Annotated in this window: 16 protein-coding genes; 13 read left to right on the forward strand and 3 right to left on the reverse strand. The window is 71.1% G+C overall.

Annotated features, from left to right (window positions below):
* The first annotated feature begins 2 nt into the window (after positions 1-2).
* From pafA to P8S73_RS00805, 10 genes are all read left to right on the forward strand, one after another.
* Complete coding sequence (gene pafA, locus P8S73_RS00760; RefSeq protein ID WP_019310758.1) at positions 3-1,412, forward strand: Pup--protein ligase; 1,410 nt, start codon at positions 3-5, stop codon at positions 1,410-1,412.
* Positions 1,413-1,524: 112 nt separating this feature from the next.
* Positions 1,525-2,511 carry an FKBP-type peptidyl-prolyl cis-trans isomerase gene (locus P8S73_RS00765; RefSeq protein ID WP_019310642.1) on the forward strand — a complete coding sequence of 329 codons (987 nt, stop codon included), beginning with the start codon at positions 1,525-1,527 and terminating at the stop codon, positions 2,509-2,511.
* Positions 2,512-2,577: 66 nt separating this feature from the next.
* Positions 2,578-2,973, forward strand: a complete 396-nt coding sequence (locus tag P8S73_RS00770) for an FKBP-type peptidyl-prolyl cis-trans isomerase (protein ID WP_019310641.1) — start codon at positions 2,578-2,580, stop codon at positions 2,971-2,973.
* Positions 2,974-5,193 (forward strand): WYL domain-containing protein, encoded by a 2,220-nt coding sequence (locus tag P8S73_RS00775; RefSeq protein ID WP_019310640.1) that lies wholly within the window; start codon positions 2,974-2,976, stop codon positions 5,191-5,193. It begins immediately after the preceding gene.
* 25 nt (positions 5,194-5,218) lie between these two features.
* Positions 5,219-5,599 (forward strand): hypothetical protein, encoded by a 381-nt coding sequence (locus P8S73_RS00780; protein ID WP_019310639.1) that lies wholly within the window; start codon positions 5,219-5,221, stop codon positions 5,597-5,599.
* Complete coding sequence (tatA, locus tag P8S73_RS00785) at positions 5,583-5,918, forward strand: Sec-independent protein translocase subunit TatA (RefSeq protein WP_029603420.1); 336 nt, start codon at positions 5,583-5,585, stop codon at positions 5,916-5,918. The genes P8S73_RS00780 and tatA overlap by 17 nt, the downstream gene beginning before the upstream one ends.
* Before the next feature lie 109 nt (positions 5,919-6,027).
* Positions 6,028-6,939 (forward strand): twin-arginine translocase subunit TatC, encoded by a 912-nt coding sequence (tatC, locus tag P8S73_RS00790; protein WP_019310637.1) that lies wholly within the window; start codon positions 6,028-6,030, stop codon positions 6,937-6,939.
* Positions 6,940-7,000: 61 nt separating this feature from the next.
* Positions 7,001-9,829 (forward strand): RNA helicase, encoded by a 2,829-nt coding sequence (locus tag P8S73_RS00795; protein WP_019310636.1) that lies wholly within the window; start codon positions 7,001-7,003, stop codon positions 9,827-9,829.
* Between the two features lie 49 nt (positions 9,830-9,878).
* Positions 9,879-11,183, forward strand: a complete 1,305-nt coding sequence (locus P8S73_RS00800; protein WP_019310635.1) for a hypothetical protein — start codon at positions 9,879-9,881, stop codon at positions 11,181-11,183.
* A 188-nt stretch (positions 11,184-11,371) separates the two neighbouring features.
* The gene (locus P8S73_RS00805) at positions 11,372-12,112 is read left to right on the forward strand and encodes a polyprenol monophosphomannose synthase (RefSeq protein ID WP_029603418.1); all 741 of its coding nucleotides are present in this window, start codon (positions 11,372-11,374) and stop codon (positions 12,110-12,112) included.
* 225 nt (positions 12,113-12,337) lie between these two features.
* Here the strand turns inward: P8S73_RS00805 and P8S73_RS00810 are convergent, their stop codons facing one another.
* The 3 genes from P8S73_RS00810 to P8S73_RS00820 all read right to left on the reverse strand — a co-directional run bounded on the left by P8S73_RS00810 (position 12,338) and on the right by P8S73_RS00820 (position 14,550).
* On the reverse strand, positions 12,338-12,673 hold the full coding sequence (locus P8S73_RS00810) for an RNA polymerase-binding protein RbpA (RefSeq protein WP_019310634.1): 336 nt from the start codon (positions 12,671-12,673) through the stop codon (positions 12,338-12,340).
* A 111-nt stretch (positions 12,674-12,784) separates the two neighbouring features.
* Positions 12,785-13,969, reverse strand: a complete 1,185-nt coding sequence (locus tag P8S73_RS00815) for an SPFH domain-containing protein (protein ID WP_081477467.1) — start codon at positions 13,967-13,969, stop codon at positions 12,785-12,787.
* An 86-nt stretch (positions 13,970-14,055) separates the two neighbouring features.
* Positions 14,056-14,550, reverse strand: coding sequence for an NfeD family protein (locus P8S73_RS00820; protein ID WP_039101119.1), 495 nt, complete (start codon positions 14,548-14,550; stop codon positions 14,056-14,058).
* A gap of 326 nt (positions 14,551-14,876) precedes the next feature.
* On the opposite strand from P8S73_RS00820, the gene P8S73_RS00825 reads away from it, so the two are divergent.
* The 3 genes from P8S73_RS00825 to P8S73_RS00835 all read left to right on the forward strand — a co-directional run bounded on the left by P8S73_RS00825 (position 14,877) and on the right by P8S73_RS00835 (position 18,762).
* Positions 14,877-15,806: a PRC and DUF2382 domain-containing protein gene (locus tag P8S73_RS00825; RefSeq protein WP_039101120.1), complete on the forward strand. Its 930-nt coding sequence runs from the start codon at positions 14,877-14,879 to the stop codon at positions 15,804-15,806.
* A gap of 254 nt (positions 15,807-16,060) precedes the next feature.
* Positions 16,061-18,190, forward strand: a complete 2,130-nt coding sequence (thrS, locus tag P8S73_RS00830; protein WP_039101121.1) for a threonine--tRNA ligase — start codon at positions 16,061-16,063, stop codon at positions 18,188-18,190.
* Positions 18,187-18,762 carry an HIT domain-containing protein gene (locus P8S73_RS00835; RefSeq protein WP_039101122.1) on the forward strand — a complete coding sequence of 192 codons (576 nt, stop codon included), beginning with the start codon at positions 18,187-18,189 and terminating at the stop codon, positions 18,760-18,762. The genes thrS and P8S73_RS00835 overlap by 4 nt, the downstream gene beginning before the upstream one ends.
* Positions 18,763-18,786: the final 24 nt, after the last annotated feature.

The following is an 18,786-nucleotide window of genomic DNA, read 5'->3' on the forward strand; positions in this document are numbered from 1 at the left end:
CCGTGGACCGCAGGATCTACGGCATCGAGACCGAGTTCGGCCTGACCCACAGCGCCCCCGAGGGCCCAGCACTGAGCGCCGACGACGCCGCCCGGCGCCTGTTCGCGCCCGTGCTCGCGTGGGGGAGGGCCTCCAACGTCTTCCTGCCCAACGGCGGGCGGCTCTACCTGGACGTGGGCTCCCACCCCGAGTACGCGACCGCCGAGGCCGCCACGCTGCACGACGTCGTGGCCCAGGACGCCGCGGGGGAGCGCATCGTGGACGACCTGCGCGCCCAGCTCCAGGAGTCCCTGGACGGCGAGGGCGTGGCCGGGACCGTGCACCTGTTCAAGAACAACGTGGACTCCGCGGGCAACGCCTTCGGCTCGCACGAGAACTACATGATCGGGCGCAGCACCGAGTTCTCCCGCCTGCTGCAGCACCTGCTGCCGTTCCTGGTGACCCGCCAGATCCTGGTGGGGGCCGGAAAGGTGCACCCGGCCGGCCCGCCGGCCTTCGGCGCATTCGCACCGGGGGACGGTTCCGCGAGCTACTCCTTCTCGCAGCGCGCGGACCACATCTGGGAGGGGTCCTCCTCCGCCACCACGCGCTCGCGGCCCATGATCAACACCCGGGACGAGCCCCACGCGGACGCCCAGCACTACCGCCGGCTGCACGTGATCACGGGCGACTCGAACATGTCCCAGACCACCACGGCGCTGAAGGTCGGGGCCACGGACGCGCTGCTGCGCATGATCGAGGCGGGGCAGATCCTCCCGGACCGGACGCTCGCGGATCCGGCCTCGGCGCTGCGCCAGGTCTCGCACGACCTCACGGGCACCGCCCGGCTGGAGCTCGCGGACGGCTCGACCCGCTCGGCACTCGAGCTGCAGCACGAGTACCTGGAGGCCGTGACCCGGTTCACGGACCGGCACGGGGCGCACCACGACCGTCTGGGCTGGGTGCTGGAGCTCTGGGAGCGCGGGCTGCGGGCCGTGTCCGAGCAGAATCCCGGCCTCGTGGACCGGGAGCTGGACTGGGCCGTGAAGAAGAAGCTGCTGGACTCCTACGCGGCCTCTCACGGCATGGATCTGTCCCACCCGCGCATCGCGCAGCTGGACCTGGCCTACCACGACACCTCCGCAACGCACGGGCTCTTCCACATGCTCGAGCGCCGGGGTGCCGTGGAGTCCTTCGTGACCCCGCAGGACGTCTCGCGCGCCGTCGAGGAGGCACCGCAGACCCGGGCCCGGCTCCGTGGGCGCTTCGTGGCCGCGGCCCACGCCGCGGACGTGAACCACACGGTGGACTGGGTGCACCTCAAGCTCAACGGCCCGAACTCGCAGCGCACCAGCACGTGCAAGGACCCGTTCGCCACCACGCAGCCGGACGTCGAGGAGATGATCCGGGACCTCGGGACCGGGGCCGTCTGAGCACTCCGCGCCACGCGCACGGACGCGTTCCGTGCGCGTTCCCAGCCACGCACCACACGAGTCCTCTACATTGGACCGCAGCCACACCCCGTTGACGAAAGGTCACCCCGTCTTGCGAAAGATCATCCCCGTCGGCGCCACCGCCGTCGCCATGTCACTGCTGCTCACCGGTTGCGGCTCCTCCGGCTGGGACTCCGTGGAGATGACCGAGGAGCCCGCCCCGGGCAAGGCCCCCGCCGTGACCTTCGAGACGCCCATGAAGGTCGAGGAGACGCAGACCAAGGTGCTCAAGGAGGGCGGCGGGTCCGAGATCGACGCCGGGGACAACATCATGCTCCAGGCCGCCCTCTACAAGGGCTCGGACGGCTCCTCCCTGGGGGACACCTACAGCAAGGGCTCCGGTCAGGTGCTCACGGTCAACGACCAGCTCAAGGAGTCCCTGCCGCAGATGTACGACGCGCTGTCCAACGCGCAGGAGGGCGAGGTCATCGCCTACAGCTCGCCCGAGACGAGCGGCAAGGCGGAGGACGGCGACGACTCCACCTCGGTCGAGGTCTACGAGGTGACCAAGAAGCTGCTGCCGCCCCTCAACGAGGAGATGAAGACCCCGGCCAAGGGCATGCCCAAGGTCACGCAGGACGACAAGGGCACCCCCACCATCCAGAAGCCCTCCGGCCCCGAGCCCACGAAGCTTAAGACGGACGTGCTGATCGAGGGCGACGGCGAGACCGTCTCCGCGTCCGACACCGTGGTGGCCAACTACGTGGGGGTGCGCTGGGAGGACGGCAAGCCCTTCGACTCCTCCTACGAGAAGGGCACCCCCGTGTCCTTCCCGCTGGACAACGTGATCGTGGGCTGGAAGGAGGGGCTCGCCGGCCAGAAGGTGGGCTCCCGCGTGGAGATCGTGATCCCCACGTCCAAGGCCTACGGCACGGAGAAGGAGCTCGGGAAGGACGCGCAGTACCCCGCCGGCTCCCTCGTGTTCGTGGTGGACATCCTCGGACGCACGGACACCCCGGATCCCGCGAAGCAGTCGCCGAGCGCGGCCCCGTCCGCGAGCTCGGCACCCAGCGCGGGGGCGTCCTCCTCCGGCAGGTGAGGGCCGCTACACTAGGCCCTCGGCAACGCCCCGCACCGCCGGGGTCCTCGACGAAAGGTAGAGCCCGTGTCATTCGGACAGCGCAAGCTTGATCGTTCCAAGCCCGAGGTCGACTTCCCCCAGGACCCCGTGCCCACCGAGCTGCGGATCGTGGACGAGATCCAGGGCGCGGGCAAGGAGGCCACCCCCGGCGCCACCGTGTCCTGCCACTACGTGGGTGTCACCTACTCGGGCGGCGAGGAGTTCGACGCCTCCTGGAACCGCGGCGAGCCCCTGGACTTCACGGTGGGCATCGGCCAGGTCATCCAGGGCTGGGACCAGGGTCTGCTGGGCATGAAGGTGGGCGGGCGGCGTCGTCTGGAGATCCCCTCCGAGATGGCGTACGGCAAGCGCGGCGCGGGGGCGCAGATCGGCCCCGACGAGGCCCTGATCTTCGTGGTGGACCTGCTCGACGTCCGCTGAATGCCGCGCCACACCGGCGAGGCGGCACGCCGTTCGACCACGGCGTCCGCCGAGCGTCTGCTGAACCTGCTGATTGCGCTGCTGGACCGTGAGTCCGGCTACACGCGCGAGCAGCTGCGCGCCATCGTGCCCGGGTACGACCGTGCGGGCAACCAGGACGCGTTCGAGCGCATGTTCGAGCGCGACAAGGCCCACCTGCGGTCCCTGGGGTACCCGGTCGAGGAGATCCCCGACGACGACCCCTGGGCCTCCGACGCCCAGCTCACCCCGCGCTACCGCGTGCCCCGCGGCTCCTACAACCTCCCCGAGGTGCGCTTCAGCGCGGAGGAGTCGGCGGTGCTCGCGGTCGCCGCAGATGCTTGGAACGACGCCGCCCAGGACCGGCTCGCGCGGCGCGCCCTGGACAAGCTCGAACCCGCGCTGAGTGCGGAGGTCACGCCCGGGCGGGACGTCCAGCCCACCGTGGCGGTCGCGGACCCCGCGTTCGAGCCGCTGCTCTCGGCGGTGCTCGCGCACCGGACGGTGCGCTTCGACTACGTGGACCGCACGGGCGCCTACTCGCGGCGCACCGTGCAGCCGTGGGGAGTGGGCTCGCGCTACGGCGCGTGGTACCTCGCAGGCTGGGACACGGACCGGGGTGCTCAGCGCACATTCCGTCTCTCACGGATCATCTCCGAGGTCGCGGTGACCCGGGAGGGTTTCGAGCCGCCCCGCGACTTCTCGATGGGAGGGCAGCTGGCCCGGATGGTCAGCCAGCCGCCGCAGCTGCGCGTGGTCGTATTCGTGCGGCAGGGCGCGGGTCAGCTGCTGCGCCGGATCGCGACGCCCGCGGCGGCGTCGTGCTGGCGGGCACCCGAGGGCTTCGACGCCGTGGAGCTGGCCGTCCACGACACCGAGTCCGCCGCCGAGCACGTGTGCGCCGCCGGCCCGGACGCGTGGGTTCCGCGCACCTCGTCCGCGCCCGAGGACGCCTCGTGCACCGTGGACGAGGAGACCCAGGCCGTGGTCGCGGAGGCCGTGGCCCGCAGGCTCGAGGACGCCCGTGCCTTCCAGGCACGCATGGGCGGCGTGTCCGTGCACTGGGGCAAGCAGCGCCGCCAGGGCGCGGCCAAGGCCAGCACGGAGCACCACCTCGCGCGGCTGCTGCACATCGTGCGCCACGTCTACGCCCACCAGGGGGCGGAGCTCGAGGAGACGGCCCGGCACTTCGGCATCACGGACGCCGAGCTGGTCAACGACCTGCAGACCCTGTTCGTGTGCGGCCGTCCCGGGCACCTCCCGGACCAGCTCATCGACGCCTCGTGGGACGACGGCCACATCTACCTGGGCAACGCGCAGGAGCTCTCCGAGCCGGTGCGGCTCACGGTCCCCGAGGCGAGCGCCCTGCTCATGGGTCTGCAGACCCTGCAGGCCGTGCCCGGCGGCGACAGCCGCGTGGTGCGCTCGGCCATGCAGAAGGTCGCCACGGCCGCGGACGCCCTCCCGCTCGCGGACGCCCTCGCCGCACCGGAGGGCGACGCCGCCGCGGAGCCGCGGGACAGCGCCCTGGTCGCCGAGCTGCGCCGCGCGATCGCCGAGGGCCGGCGGGTGCGGCTGCGCTACCTCGTGGCCTCGCGCGACGAGGTCACGGAGCGGCTCGTGGACCCGGTGCGGATGATCTTCTCGGACGGCCACCAGTACCTGCGCGGGTGGTGCCTGCAGGCCAACGGGCCGCGCACCTTCCGGGCGGACCGGATCGTGGGCTGCGAGGACGCGGGGGAGGCCGAGGCGCACCCGCGCATGGAGTCCGAGGTGCGCTCGAGCATCCAGCCCGCCAAACGGCGGCCCGTGCAGGCCGTGGTGGTCACCGACCGCCGGGGCCGGTGGATCGTGGAGCACTACCACGCCAAGCGCTACGTGGAGGTCTCGGTGCCGGAGGCCGCCTCGACCCACGGACCCGCGGCCGCCGGAGCGCCAGGGGAGGAAACCGCACGGGCCGCCACGGCGTCCACGGCGAACTCCCAGGCGGGGGACGCGGCACGGACGCGGGCACCCCGGGGACCGCGTCCGCTGCCGGAGTACGTGGCGGCTGAGGTGGACTTCCCCACGCTCGATGCCCTGTCGTCGCTCGTCACCCGCCACGCCGGCCACGTGGGAGTGGTGTCCCCGCCCGAGGCCGTGGCCGCTGTTGAACAGTGGCTGAACAGCAGTGGTCCGGGCGGCACCGCGCAGCCGAGCTGACGCCCTGGTGCCTATACTGGTGAGCATGCTCTGGTGGATGTGGATCGTGCTGTGGACCGTGGTGGTCCTGGCCAGCGCCGCATTCGTCGCAGGACTGCTCTACCGGCTGCTCACGCGGCACGTGGTGCCCGCGCTGGACGAGCTCGAGCGCAGCGCCACCGAGTTCTCGGAGCGCTGGCACTCCGCCTCCCAGGGGCAGCCCGCGCCGTTGCGCGCACCCGCACCACCCGCCATGTTCACCCCGGTGAACGACACCCGCGCCGCGTACCGCAGCGGCCGGGACCAACGACAGACGGCTCGTCTCATCCGCCGGATGCAGCGCAAGGACGCCCAGGGACTGCCACAGCGCTACCGGGACCTCCTGCGAGCCGAACAGAAAGGACTCCGAAATGGGCCGCTTGTTTGACAGTCCCGTGACCGTCGTGCTGATCCTCGTGGTCATTCTTCTGCTCTTCGGGGCGCCCAAGCTCCCCGGGATGGCCCGCAGCCTGGGCCAGTCCATGCGCATCTTCAAGTCCGAGGTCAAGGAGATGAAGAAGGACGACGACCCGAACGTGACCGTCAACGGCCAGCCCGCCGCGGACGGCCAGCCCGTGGCCGGCACCCCGGCCCAGCAGGCGGCGCCCGCGCAGCCGCAGGCTCCCGCCCAGCCGGCCGCACCGGTCCAGCCGCAGGCCACCCAGCAGGCACCCGTGGTGGACCAGAACCAGCGGCCCACCGCCTGAGGCGCAGCCTCGCAGGTCACGGGGCCGAGCCGCACGGCTCGGCCCCGTGTGCATGACCAGAACGCTCCGGCAGCCCGGGTGGACGGCCCGGCAGAGAAGGCAGGGACCCATGTCCAGCACGGACTCCGAGACCCCGGCACGGGCCGCGCGTCCATCGCGCCGTGACCGCCGCAAGGTCACGTCCCGGCGGCACAACCCCCAGGCCCAGATGGCCCTCAAGGAGCACCTGAGGGAGTTCCGCAACCGGCTGTTCAAGTCCGCGGCGGCCACCGTGGTGGGGGCCGTGCTCGGATTCATGGTGTACGAGCCGTTCATGCGGTACATCACGGAACCGCTGCAGCGCCTCGCCGAGTCCGGGCGCACCGCCACAATCAACTACTCCTCGGTGGGCGGCTCCTTCAACACCATGGTCGAGGTCTCCATCGTGCTGGGGCTCATCATCGCGTCACCCGTGTGGCTCTACCAGCTGTGGGCGTTCATCACCCCGGCGCTGCACAAGAAGGAGCGCCGCTACGCCCTGGGCTTCCTGGCCGCGGCCATCCCCCTGTTCCTGGGCGGCTGCGCGATCGCCATCATCACCCTGCCCACCGCGGTCTACGCCCTCACGGCGTTCACCCCCGAGGGCGGGGCCAACTTCGTGGAGGCCGGAACCTACCTGCGGTTCTTCCTCCAGCTCATCCTCACGTTCGGCATCTCGTGCGTGATCCCGGTCCTGCTGGTGGGGCTCAACATGATGGGCCTGCTCTCCGGGCGCTCCGTGATCAAGTCCTGGCGGATCGTGGTGGTGGTCGTGCTGGTGATCGCGGCCATGGCGGCACCGGGCCCGGACCCCATCACCATGGTCTACCTGGCCGTGCCGCTGCTCGCGCTGTTCTTCGTGGCCGCCGGGCTGTGCCTCTACCTGGACCGGCGCAAGGCCAAGCGCCAAGCGCGGCAGGCCGAGGCCACGGGGGCGAGCGCCGACCGCGGCACCTCCGCTGAGGAGCTGCGCTCCCTGGGCAGCACCGCCGTGGAGGGCTGAGCGCTCCCACGGGACCCGTCGCGGCGTCGAGGGTGTCTGGGCCACCGCGTAGGCTGGGGCCATGTCTTCCCCCGCCGACCGGTACACGGCCGCCAAGGCTCGCGCGGCCCACGCCAGCACCGAACTCTCGGCCTTCGAGCACACCCTGGACTTCGAGCTGGACCCTTTCCAGCTCCAGGGGTGCAGGGCCCTGGAGGAGGGGCGGGGCGTGCTCGTGGCCGCGCCCACGGGTGCGGGCAAGACCGTGGTGGGGGAGTTCGCCATCCACCTGGCCCTGCAGCAGGGGAAGAAGGCGTTCTACACCACGCCCATCAAGGCGCTGAGCAACCAGAAGTTCCACGAGTTCTCCCGCCGCTGGGGCTCCGAGCGCGTGGGCCTGCTCACGGGGGACACGTCCGTGAACTCCGAGGCGGACGTGGTGGTCATGACCACCGAGGTGCTGCGCAACATGCTCTACGGCGGCTCGGCCACGCTCAGCAACCTGGGCTTCGTGGTCATGGACGAGGTCCACTACCTCGCGGACCGCTTCCGCGGCGCCGTGTGGGAAGAGGTCATCATCCACCTCCCGGAGCACGTGCAGCTGGTGTCGCTGTCCGCCACCGTCTCCAACGCGGAAGAGTTCGGCGCGTGGCTGGACGACGTCCGCGGCAGCACGGACGTGGTGGTCTCCGAGCACCGCCCTGTCCCGCTGTGGCAGCACGTTCAGGTGGGGCCGCAGCTGATGGACCTGTTCGTCGACGACACCACGGTGGAGGAGGCAGCCCAGCGCCACTCGGACAAGCACCGGGACGAGCCCGCGGTGAACCCCGAGCTGCTGCGGCTCTTCCGCACCCAGCATCCCCGTGGCGGGCGTTCCGGGGGCCGGGGCCCGGGCCACCGCAACCGCCGCCGCGGCGGCGGGCACCGGCAGGAGCCGCGCACCGGCCGTCAGGACCGGATCTCACGCCCGCACCTGCTGCGCCGGCTGGACGCGGAGGCGCTGCTGCCCGCCATCACCTTCATCTTCTCCCGTGCCGGGTGCGACGCCGCCGTGGGCCAGTGCGTGGCCGCGGACCTGTGGCTCACCACGCCCCAGGAGCAGCGCACCATCAAGGCCTACGCGGCGGAGGCCACCGCCCACATGTCCACCGCGGACCTCGCAGCGCTGAACTACGAGGACTGGTACCACGGGCTGGTCCGCGGTGTCTCCGCCCACCACGCCGGCATGCTGCCGGTGTTCAAGGAAGTGGTGGAGCAGCTGTTCTCGGAGGGGCTGATCAAGGCCGTCTTCGCCACCGAGACCCTGGCGCTGGGGATCAACATGCCCGCCCGCTCCGTGGTGCTCGAGCGGCTGGACAAGTTCAACGGCGAGGCCCGTGTGGACATCACCCCGGGGGAGTACACGCAGCTCACGGGTCGCGCCGGCCGGCGGGGCATCGACGTCGAGGGCCACGCCGTGGTGCTGTGGCGCGACGGCATGAACCCCCAGTCCGTCGCGGGGCTCGCCTCCACCCGGACCTACCCCCTGAACTCGAGCTTCCGTCCCACGTACAACATGTCCACCAACCTGATCGCGCGCTACGGCGCCAAGCGCTCGCGCTCGATCCTGGAGACCTCGTTCGCCCAGTTCCAGGCCGACCGCTCCGTGGTGGGCATCGCCAGACGCGTGCGCTCCCAGGAGAAGACCCTGACGGCCTACCGCGAGGCCATGGACTGTCACCTGGGGGACTTCGGGGAGTACGCCGCGCTGCGCCGCGAGCTCGCCGCCGAGGAGAAGTCCGCGAGCAGGTCCCGCACCGCACGGGAGCGCAACGACGCCGCCGTGGCCCTGCAGGACCTGCTGCCGGGCGACGTGATCGACATCCCCCAGGGCCGCAACGCGGGCTGGGCCGTGGTGCTGCGGGCGGACGCCCACCCGTTCGACCCCCGGCCGCACATCCTCACGGTGGACGGCAAGCTGCGTCGCGTGGGCGTCAACGACCTCGACGGCTCTCTGCAGCCGGAGTCCCGGATCCGGATCCCCAAGAACTTCTCGGGCAAGTCGCCCCAGGAGCGCAAGGACCTGGCCTCCACGGTGCGGGCCGCGCTGCGGGAGCACCGCCCCGCCCGGGCCGGGTCCGGGGGCCACTCCATCCGATTCGACCGCGGCACCTCCGCACGGGACCACCGCATCGAGGACCTGCGGCGCCGGCTGCGGGCGCACCCGTGCCACGGCTGCTCGGACCGGGAGAACCACGCCCGCTGGGCCGAGCGCGCGTGGAAGCTGGAGAAGGAGACCGATGGCCTGCGCCGGCAGATCGCCGGGCGCACGGGCAGCATCGCGGCGACGTTCGACCGCGTGTGCGCGGTGCTCTCGCACTTCGCCTACCTCCGGGAGGACGAGTCCGGGCAGCTGCAGCCCACCGCCGCGGGAGAGCAGCTGCGGCGCCTGTACGGCGAGCGTGACCTGCTGCTCGCGCTCTCCCTGCGGGACGGCTTCCTGGACGGTCTGGACGCCCCCGGACTCGCCGGGGTCATGACGGCCCTGGTGTACCAGCCCCGGCGGGAGGACCAGGGGGCGCGCCCCCAGCTGCCCACCGCCCACATGGACGCCGCCGTCCAGACCCTGCTGCACAACTGGTCCGTGCTCTGCGCCCAGGAGGCCGAGCACCGGCTGCCCGTCACCGCGGCCCCCGAGCTGGGACTCGCGGAGGCCATGCACCGCTGGGCGCGCGGGGCGACCCTCACGCGGACCCTCACGGGCACGGACCTCGCGGCCGGCGACTTCGTCCGCTGGGCCAAGCAGACCATCGACGTCCTGGACCAGCTTCGCGGCGTGCACGGGCTGGACCCCGCGCTGCGGGACACGGCCCACGAGGCCATCGAGTCCGTGCGCCGCGGCGTGGTCGAGTACAGCGTCTTCGAACAGTAACCAGCAACCGGCGCCGGGTCACCCTCCGCGCCGGACCGAAGGGAATCACGTGACCGCACCCCCATCCCGCACCCGTGTCTGGACCAACGGCTCGGTGTACTCGCCGGCGGACCCGTTCGCCACGGCCATCCTCGTCTCCGGTCCGACCGTGGCGTGGGTCGGTTCCGACGACGCCGCCCGGGCCATGGCGGGCCCGGACGTGACCCCGGGGGACCTGCGGGCGGCCGTGGTCACCCCGGCGTTCGTGGGGCACCACCGCGTCCCGCCGATGGAGCGCGGCACATCCGGCGTGGACAACCGGTGCGCGGACACCGCGGGTGCCGCCGCTCAGGGCAGAGCCGATGGTGCTGGCAATGCTGGTGAATCGTCCCGCCCTGCTTCCGAGGGGGGCCCGGCCTGTCCAGCTGCCGAGGGCATTCCGGCCCCGCACGCGCTGCCCCGGGCCTGCCAGGGCTACGGAGCCGTGGAGCTCGTGAGCTGCGATCCCCGCGCACTGGACCAGGCGTCGGCACGCGTCGCGGCCGACGGGGTCCGGCCCCTGCCCATCCTCATCAGGACCGCCTCGTCCCAGGAGGCCCTCGATCCCTCCACGCTGCCCTCGTCCACGCTCGGCTTCGACGCCGCGGCCTTCGACGACACGGACTCGCTGCGCACGGCAGCTCGCGAACACCTCCTGGCCTGCACGCGTGCCGGGCTGCAGGCGGTCCTCCTCCTCCCGCACGCCTCCGAGCCGGTGGAGTTCCCCGCGCAGACGGCGGCGGGCGGGGCGGCGTCGTCGGCCGGGGCACGCGTGGACGCACTGCTGGACGCGGCCGCCGAGGCGCAGGACAGCACGGGACAGCGGGCCTTCCGGGCACGCGGGCACCGCCTCGTGGGGGTGGGAGCCCTTGACGACGCCCAGTGCGAACGGCTCGCGACCCTTGGCCTCGCGGCGTCCTGCCACGCCGGGGTGGCGCCCCTGCGCGAACTTTCTCGAGCGGGGGTGCCCGTGACGCTGATGACGGACGCGGCGAACCCCTGGTCCGCCGTGAAGTCCGCCCTGGAGGCACCTCACGAGCGGCTGCGGACCTCGGCGCGGGCCGCCTTCATGGCCTTGACGCGTGGCGCGTGGCGCGTCCAGCCCGGGGCGGTCCCGCTGGCGGGGCAGCTCGCGCCGGGATCCGAAGCGACCCTCGCGGTCTGGGATGCGGAGTCCGTTATGGTGCAGCAGGCCCAGGGCACCGGGTCCTCGTGGAGCACGGACCCGCGCGCACGGACGCCCGTGCTTCCCGCGCTCGACGATGCCCGGCTGCCCCGCTGCGAGGCCACGGTGGTCGCCGGGACCCTGGTGAGCGGGGACGAGCCGCGCCCCTGAGCACGGGGGCGCCGTGTTGGCCCTGACCTCCCCTGAGGTTAGACTGAGTTCTTACTGCCGGGTGGGTCCATCCGTCCTTAGAAAACAGAGATCGACCTCGTGTCCTCTCTGGTCCGAAGGCGGATGGGCCTGCCCAGTGGTCTGTCCGGGCCCGGTGCCCGGCTACCTGCGGCATGAAAGGACGCCCGGTGCGAGTTCTCACCATCATTCCCACGTACAACGAACGTGAGTCGTTGCCCACGGTCATCACGCGGCTGCGAGCGGCGGTGCCGGACGCCCACGTCCTGATCGCGGACGACAACAGCCCCGACGGCACCGGGGACCTCGCGGACTCCCTCGCAGCACGGGACGCGAACATCCACGTGCTGCACCGTGCCCGCAAGGAGGGCCTGGGCCCGGCGTACCTCGCCGGCTTCGCCTGGGGACTGGAGCACGGCTACGACGTCCTCGTGGAGATGGACGCGGACTGCTCGCACCAGCCCGAGCAGCTCCCGCTGCTGCTGGACGCGGTCGAGCGTGGCGCGGACATGGCCATCGGCTCCCGCTACGTCCCCGGAGGACGCACCGAGAACTGGCCGCTGCAGCGCCAGCTGATCTCCCGCGGCGGAAACCTGTACTCGCGGATCCTGCTGGGAACCGGCATCCACGACATCACGGGAGGCTTCCGCGCCTACCGGGACACCACCCTGCGCGCGCTGGACCTGGATTCCGTCCGCTCGCGCGGCTACTGCTTCCAGATCGACCTCGGCTGGCGTGCCGAGCGCCTGGGCTTCAGGATCGTGGAGGTCCCCATCACGTTCGTGGAACGTGAGGAGGGTGTGTCCAAGATGAGCAACGACGTCACCATCGAGGCGGCCACGAGCGTGGCCAAGTGGGGGCTCACCGCCCGCGCGCAGACGCTCGCCCGCAAGCTCGGCCGCCGCGGCTGACGACTCCCGGTCCGCGCGCCGGTCCCCTGACCGGAGCGCGGACCTCGTCCCTGCCCGGCCTCTCGGCGTCCCGGAACGGGCGTGGACGCGGCCGTGCGGGTATGCCTCGCGCCCCAGCTCTCGTGCCGAGCCGGTCTGCTGCCAATCCGGTCTGCACCGTGGGGTGGCACGGATGACTGTGGCCCCCGTCGGAGGACGGGGGCCACAGTCGTGCACGGGGTCGGATCAGAGCGCGTGCTGCTCCTTGTAGAACTCCAGGCGCTGCTGGAGCGTCTCCTCCAGCTCCTCCACGCTGCGGCGCTCGAGCAGCATGTCCCAGTGCGAGCGCTGGTGCTTCTCGTTGGGGTTCTCCGGCTTCTCACCGTTGACCAGGATGGCCTCCTGGCCGGTCTTGGTGGTCCACACCGGCGGGATCTCGGCCTCCGCGGCGAACATCACGGAGACGGACTCGCCGTCCGCCGTGCGGTACTCCACGCGCTGGCGCGGGGCGGGCTCCACACCGGCTTCGGTCTCCATGGACTGGGAACCCAGGCGCATGCCTCGTAGGCTGCGATCACTCACGCAACGATCCTTCCTGACGAACGGACACTCGACCGGCTGAGACCTCCGCGAGCACGGAGTTCCGGGGCCGGACCGACTTCTTCACGAGCCACAACCGCTCGAACCCGCGATTCATTCCCCGGTGCGCGGACCCTCGGGGGATTCGGGCTGCGGGTGGCGGGCCGTGGAACCCGGCTGCTGGTTCGACGGGGAGTCGGAGGCCGGGGTCTCACCCACGTGCGGGTCCCGTGCCTGCTCGGCAATGGGGGAGGAGTAGCGGGAGTCGGGCATCTCGAACTCACTGGGGTCGGTGAGGGTGAGATCGGGCTCGAGGTCCTCCTCCGTCACCTTCACCGTCTCGTGCGCGACGATCGGCTCGTCCTGCTGCATGCGGCGGGCGGCCGCGTCCTCTTCCTCCCACGCGTCGTCCTCGGGGGAGTCCGAGGCGCCCGGGTTGAGGTAGGAGCCCACGCCCCGCAGTGCGGTGCTGAGCTCGGCGGGGATCATCCAGACCTTGTTGGCCGTGCCCTCCGCCACCTTGGGCAGCGTCTGGATGTACTGGTAGGCCAGAAGCTTCTGCGTGGGCTTGGCGCGGTGGATCGAGTCGAACACCTTGGCGATGGCCTGGGCCTCGCCGTCCGCGCGCAGGATGGCGGCCTTTGCGTCACCCTCGGCGGAGAGGACGGCGGCCTGGCGCTCACCCTCGGCGGTGAGGATCTGGGACTGCTTCTCGCCCTCGGCCGTGAGGATCGCGGCGCGGCGGTCGCGCTCGGCGCGCATCTGCTTCTCCATGGAGTCCTGGATGGACGGTGGGGGAGTGATCTCCTTGATGTCCACGCGGGAGATCCTGATGCCCCAGCGCCCCGTGGTGGAGTCCAGGACCCCGCGCAGCTCGGCGTTGATCTTGTCGCGGGAGGTCAGGGTCTCCTCGAGGTTCAGCCCGCCCACCACGTTGCGCAGGGTGGCGCTGGTGAGCTCGTCCACGGCCTGGATGTAGTTGGTGATCTCGTAGGTGGCGGCCCGTGGATCGGTGACCTGGAAGTACACGACCGTGTCGATCCCCACCACCAGGTTGTCCTCGGTGATCACGGACTGCGCCGGGAACGGCACCACCTGCTCGCGCAGGTCGATCAGGGGCAGAAGCCGGTCGATGAACGGGATCAGGAAGTGCAGTCCCGGGTTGAGGGTGGACTGGTACTTACCCAGCCGCTCCACGATGCCGGCGCGGGACTGCGGAACGATCCGCACCGCCTTGATGAGGGCGATGACCGCGGCGAGCACCACCACGATCAGCAGGATGAGGATGACGATTGACATGACGTCCTTTCGGTGGGGGCTCGAGTGTCTCGGCGGGGGGGGGCGTCCGCGAGTGCTGCGCGCTCACGGTCTGCCGTGGTCGGGGCCTAGCGGTGGGTGCCGCGCCCGCCGTCGGTGCCCGGTGCGTGGGCCGGGGCTACGTCGGAGACCACGGCGGTGGCGCCGTCGATGCGGTGGACGAACACTTCGCGGCCCTCCGGCAGGGCCGCTCCCGCGGACGATCGGGCCGTCCAGACGTCCCCCTCCAGCCGGACCAGCCCGCTGTGCTGGGTCACGGGCTCAAGCACGGTGGCCGGCAGCCCGATGAGCCGGTCCGTGTTGGAGCGCGTGGTGGGCGTGGACCGGTTGAGGCGGCGCAGGGCGATCGGGCGAATGACGAAGATGAGCAGCACCGAGACGACCGCGAAGAGCACCACCTGGACGGTGAAGCTGTCCACCACGAGACTCACACCGGCGGTGACGAGCGCCGCAAGGGACATCATGAGGAACAGGAAGTCCAGGGTGAGCATCTCGATGGCCGCCAGGGCCAGCATGATGATCAGCCAGAAGATCCATGGATTGGTGACCAGTGCATCCCACACGTCGGAGCTCCGTCCTCTGTTGCGCTGCCGTTTCCGTGTGAATCGCCCGAACGGTTCCGGGGAACTCACAGCGGTTGGTCCTGCCCATTGTGCCCCACGCCACCCCCGCGACCCCGCAGGCGACGCCCTTCCGGTGCAACCACCACAGGTGCGCCGCGCGCGCGGTCACCGGCGCGCCGGTTTTTCCGTGAGAGAAATTAGTAGCGCAGTGTGCTGATGGCCGTAATATGTGTCACGAAGCCAGACCGCACACCCACTGCGGGTGCGGCGGCCTCCGGTGCACAACCCGTGCGCCGGCAGCAGAGACTTACTGAGGAGTTAATGCGATGTCCACGTTCGACGTGAATGCAATTCTGTCCAGCACGGCCTACGGCTCCGACGGCGACAAGATCGGCAAGGTCGAGCAGGTGTTCCTGGACGACAACTCCGGCGAGCCCACCTTCCTGACCGTGAACACCGGTCTGTTCGGTGCCAAGGAGAACTTCGTTCCCGTGAAGGGCGCCCGTCAGGACGGCGACCGCGTGGTCCTTCCCTACACCAAGGACGTCATCAAGGACGCTCCGAAGGTCGACGCGGACCAGCACCTGTCCCCCGCCGAGGAGGAGGAGCTGTACCGCTACTACGAGATGAACTACGACGACGGCCGCACCGCGGGCGCCGATCGTGACCGCAACGCCGCCGCTGGCACCGCCGGTGTGGCTGGCGCCGCCGCCGGTGACCGTCACGCGAACGCCGACCGCGACGTCGCCGACCGTGACCGTCTCGCCGCGGACCGTGACCGCGACCTCACCGACCGCGACCGCGCCGGTGTGGACCAGGACCGCCACGTGGCCGCCGGTGAGAACGCCTCCGTGACCCGTCACGAGGAGCGCCTCAACGTGGGCACCCAGGAGCGCGAGGCCGGCCACGCCCGCCTGCGCAAGTACGTCGTGACCGACCACGAGACGGTCGACGTCCCGGTCGAGCGCGAAGAGGTCACCGTGGAGCGCACCCCGCTCAACGGCACCGAGGCCCACGCGGGCACCGGCCGGATCGGCGAGGAAGAGGTGGACGTGACTCTGCACGAGGAGCGCCCCGTCGTCGAGAAGGAAGCCGTGGCCGTCGAGGAGGTCGGGCTGAACAAGCAGACCGTCCGCGAGACCCAGCGCGTGGAGGCCGACGTCCAGAAGGAACAGGTCGACGTGGAGACCGATGTCGATCGTGACGGCCTGGGCCGTGACGACCTCGGCCGCAACGGCGAGGCTCCCCGCCGCTGAAGCCGTCCACGCGAGTGACCTCGCGTGAACACTGAAGGGTGTGCCCCGGGCTCCGGCTCGAGGCACACCCTTCGTCGTGCCCAGGGTGCCAGCGCGTGAGCGGACTCACGATCCGTCCGCAGGGCGCGCCGTCCCGTGCCGTCCGCGGCAGGTGGACGGTAGCATCGGGGAGGTCACGGGCGTGCACGGCACGTCCGCGGAACGCGCGCCCCCGGTACGGGCGGGCACACACAGAACTGACGAGGAGACACACCATGACGGATGCCCCAGCACTGCAGCTCACCGTGGACGGCGAGGCCCGCACCACGGAGCCGGGCACCACGGCCGCCGAGCTCTACGCCGAGCAGCGGGACGTGGTGGTGGCGCACGTCAATGGTGTCCTCAAGGACCTGTCCACGCCCCTGCAGGACGGGGACGTCGTGGAACGGGTGCTCGTGAGTGATCCCGAAGGGCTCGAGGTGCTGCGCCACTCCACGGCGCACGTGATGGCGCAGGCGGTGCAGGAGCTGCGTCCGGACGCCAAGCTGGGCATCGGCCCGTACATCACGGACGGCTTCTACTTCGACTTCGACGTCGCGGAGCCGTTCACTCCCGAGGACCTCAAGCAGCTCGAGAAGTCGATGCTGAAGATCGTCAACAGGAACCAGATCTTCCGCCGCCGCACGGTCACGGAGGACGAGGCGCGCGCGGAGATGGCCGACGAGCCCTACAAGCTCGAGCTCATCGACCTGGCCGGCGGGCCGGGCTCCGGTGCCGTGGAGGAGTCCGCCGAAGGTGCGTCCGTGGAGGTGGGCGGTGGCGAGCTCACGGTCTACGACAACGTGGACCGCAAGAGCGGGGACGTGGTGTGGCGCGACCTCTGCCGCGGCCCGCACCTGCCGGACACCAAGCACATCGGCAACGGCTACGCGCTCATGCGCTCCGCCGCGGCGTACTGGCGCGGCAACCAGGAGAACCAGCAGCTGCAGCGGATCTACGGCACGGCCTGGCCCTCCAAGGACGAGCTGAAGGCCTACAAGGAGCGTCTGGCCGAGGCCGAGCGCCGCGACCACCGCAAGCTGGGCGTGGAGCTGGACCTCTTCTCCTTCCCGGACGAGCTGGGCTCCGGCCTGCCCGTGTTCCACCCCAAGGGCGGGATCATCCGCAAGGAGATGGAGGACTACTCGCGCGAGCGACACGCCCGCGCCGGGTACGAGTTCGTCTACACCCCGCACATCACCAAGGGCCACCTGTACGAGGTCTCCGGACACCTGGACTGGTACCGGGACGGGATGTTCCCCCCGATGCACGTGGACGAGGAGCGGGACCCGGAGACGGGTGAGCTGACCAAGCCGGGTCAGGACTACTACCTCAAGCCCATGAACTGCCCCATGCACAATCTGATCTTCCGCTCCCGCGGGCGGTCCTACCGTGAGCTGCCGTTGCGGCTGTTCGAGTTCGGCGCCGTGTACCGCTACGAGAAGTCCGGGGTGATCCACGGACTCACGCGCGTGCGCGGCATGACCCAGGACGACGCCCACATCTACTGCACCCGCGAGCAGATGAAGGGCGAGCTGACGAACACCCTGAACTTCGTGCTGTCCCTGCTCAAGGACTACGGCATGGAGGACTTCTACCTGGAGCTCTCCACCAAGGACCCGAACAAGTTCGTGGGCTCGGACGAGATCTGGGACGAGGCCACCCGCACGCTGCGGGAGGTGGCGCAGGACTCCGGGCTGGAGCTGGTCCCGGACCCCGCGGGCGCCGCGTTCTACGGACCCAAGATCTCCGTGCAGGCCCGGGACGCGATCGGGCGCACGTGGCAGATGTCCACCATCCAGCTGGACTTCAACCTGCCGGAGCGCTTCGACCTGGAGTACCAGGCCTCGGACGGCACCCGGCAGCGCCCGGTGATGATTCACCGCGCACTGTTCGGCTCCGTGGAGCGCTTCATGGGCGTGCTCACAGAGCACTACGCGGGCGCGTTCCCGGCGTGGCTGGCTCCCGTGCAGGTGCGCGCCATCCCCGTGGCCGAGGCGTTCAACGACTACCTGGACGAGTTCGCCCAGTCCCTGCGCGAGCGCGGGATCCGGGTGGAGGTGGACACCTCCTCCGACCGCTTCCCCAAGAAGATCCGCACGGCGTCCAAGGACAAGATCCCGTTCGTGGTCATCGCCGGCGGCGAGGACGCCGAGGCGGGCACCGTGTCGTTCCGCTTCCGCGACGGCTCCCAGCACAACGGCGTGAGCCGGGCGGAGGCCGTGGAGCTCATTGCCCGCCACGTGGCCTCACGCGCCAACGAGGATCCGACGGCCCCGGCCGAGGAGCTCGAGGTGGGCGCTACCGTGGTCGAGGAGCCGGCGGCGGCGTCGTCGGAGCAGACCCGGACGCCGGAGCAGCCGTGACCGGGCGGGGCGCCGCGGCGCCGGACGGGGACGGTGCGGTCCGGGACGAGTTCGAGGTCCCGGGGGTTCCGGACAGCTTCCAGCGGCTGTGGACCCCGCACCGGCTCGCCTACGTGCGCGGGGAGGACACCTCGGTGGAGCAGCCGCCGGGGTGCCCGTTCTGCACCGCGCCGCAGCGCTCCGACGAGGACTCCCTGATCGTTCACCGCGGCGAGCACTGCTTCGTGGTGCTCAACCTGTTCCCGTACAACCCCGGCCACGTGCTGGTGTGCCCGTACCGGCACGTGGCGGACCTGGACGCGCTCACGGACGACGAGCTGTGGGAGCTCAACACCCTGACCCGCACGGCGGTGCGCGTGATCCGGGAGGTCGCGAGTCCCGCGGCGTTCAACGTGGGGCTCAACCTGGGCTCCGCCGCGGGCGGGTCGCTCGCCGCCCACCTGCACCAGCACGTGGTGCCCCGGTGGACCGGTGACGCCAACTTCATGCCCGTGCTCGCGCAGACCAAACCGCTGATCCAGACCCTGGGGGCCACGCGCGAGGACATCGCCGCGGCCTGGCCCGGGGACTGACGGCCCGCGGGCCCACCGGTCCGC

Origin of the sequence: Kocuria sp. ChxB (genome assembly GCF_044359605.1) — a bacterium.
Classification (GTDB): Bacteria; Actinomycetota; Actinomycetes; order Actinomycetales; family Micrococcaceae; genus Kocuria; species Kocuria rhizophila.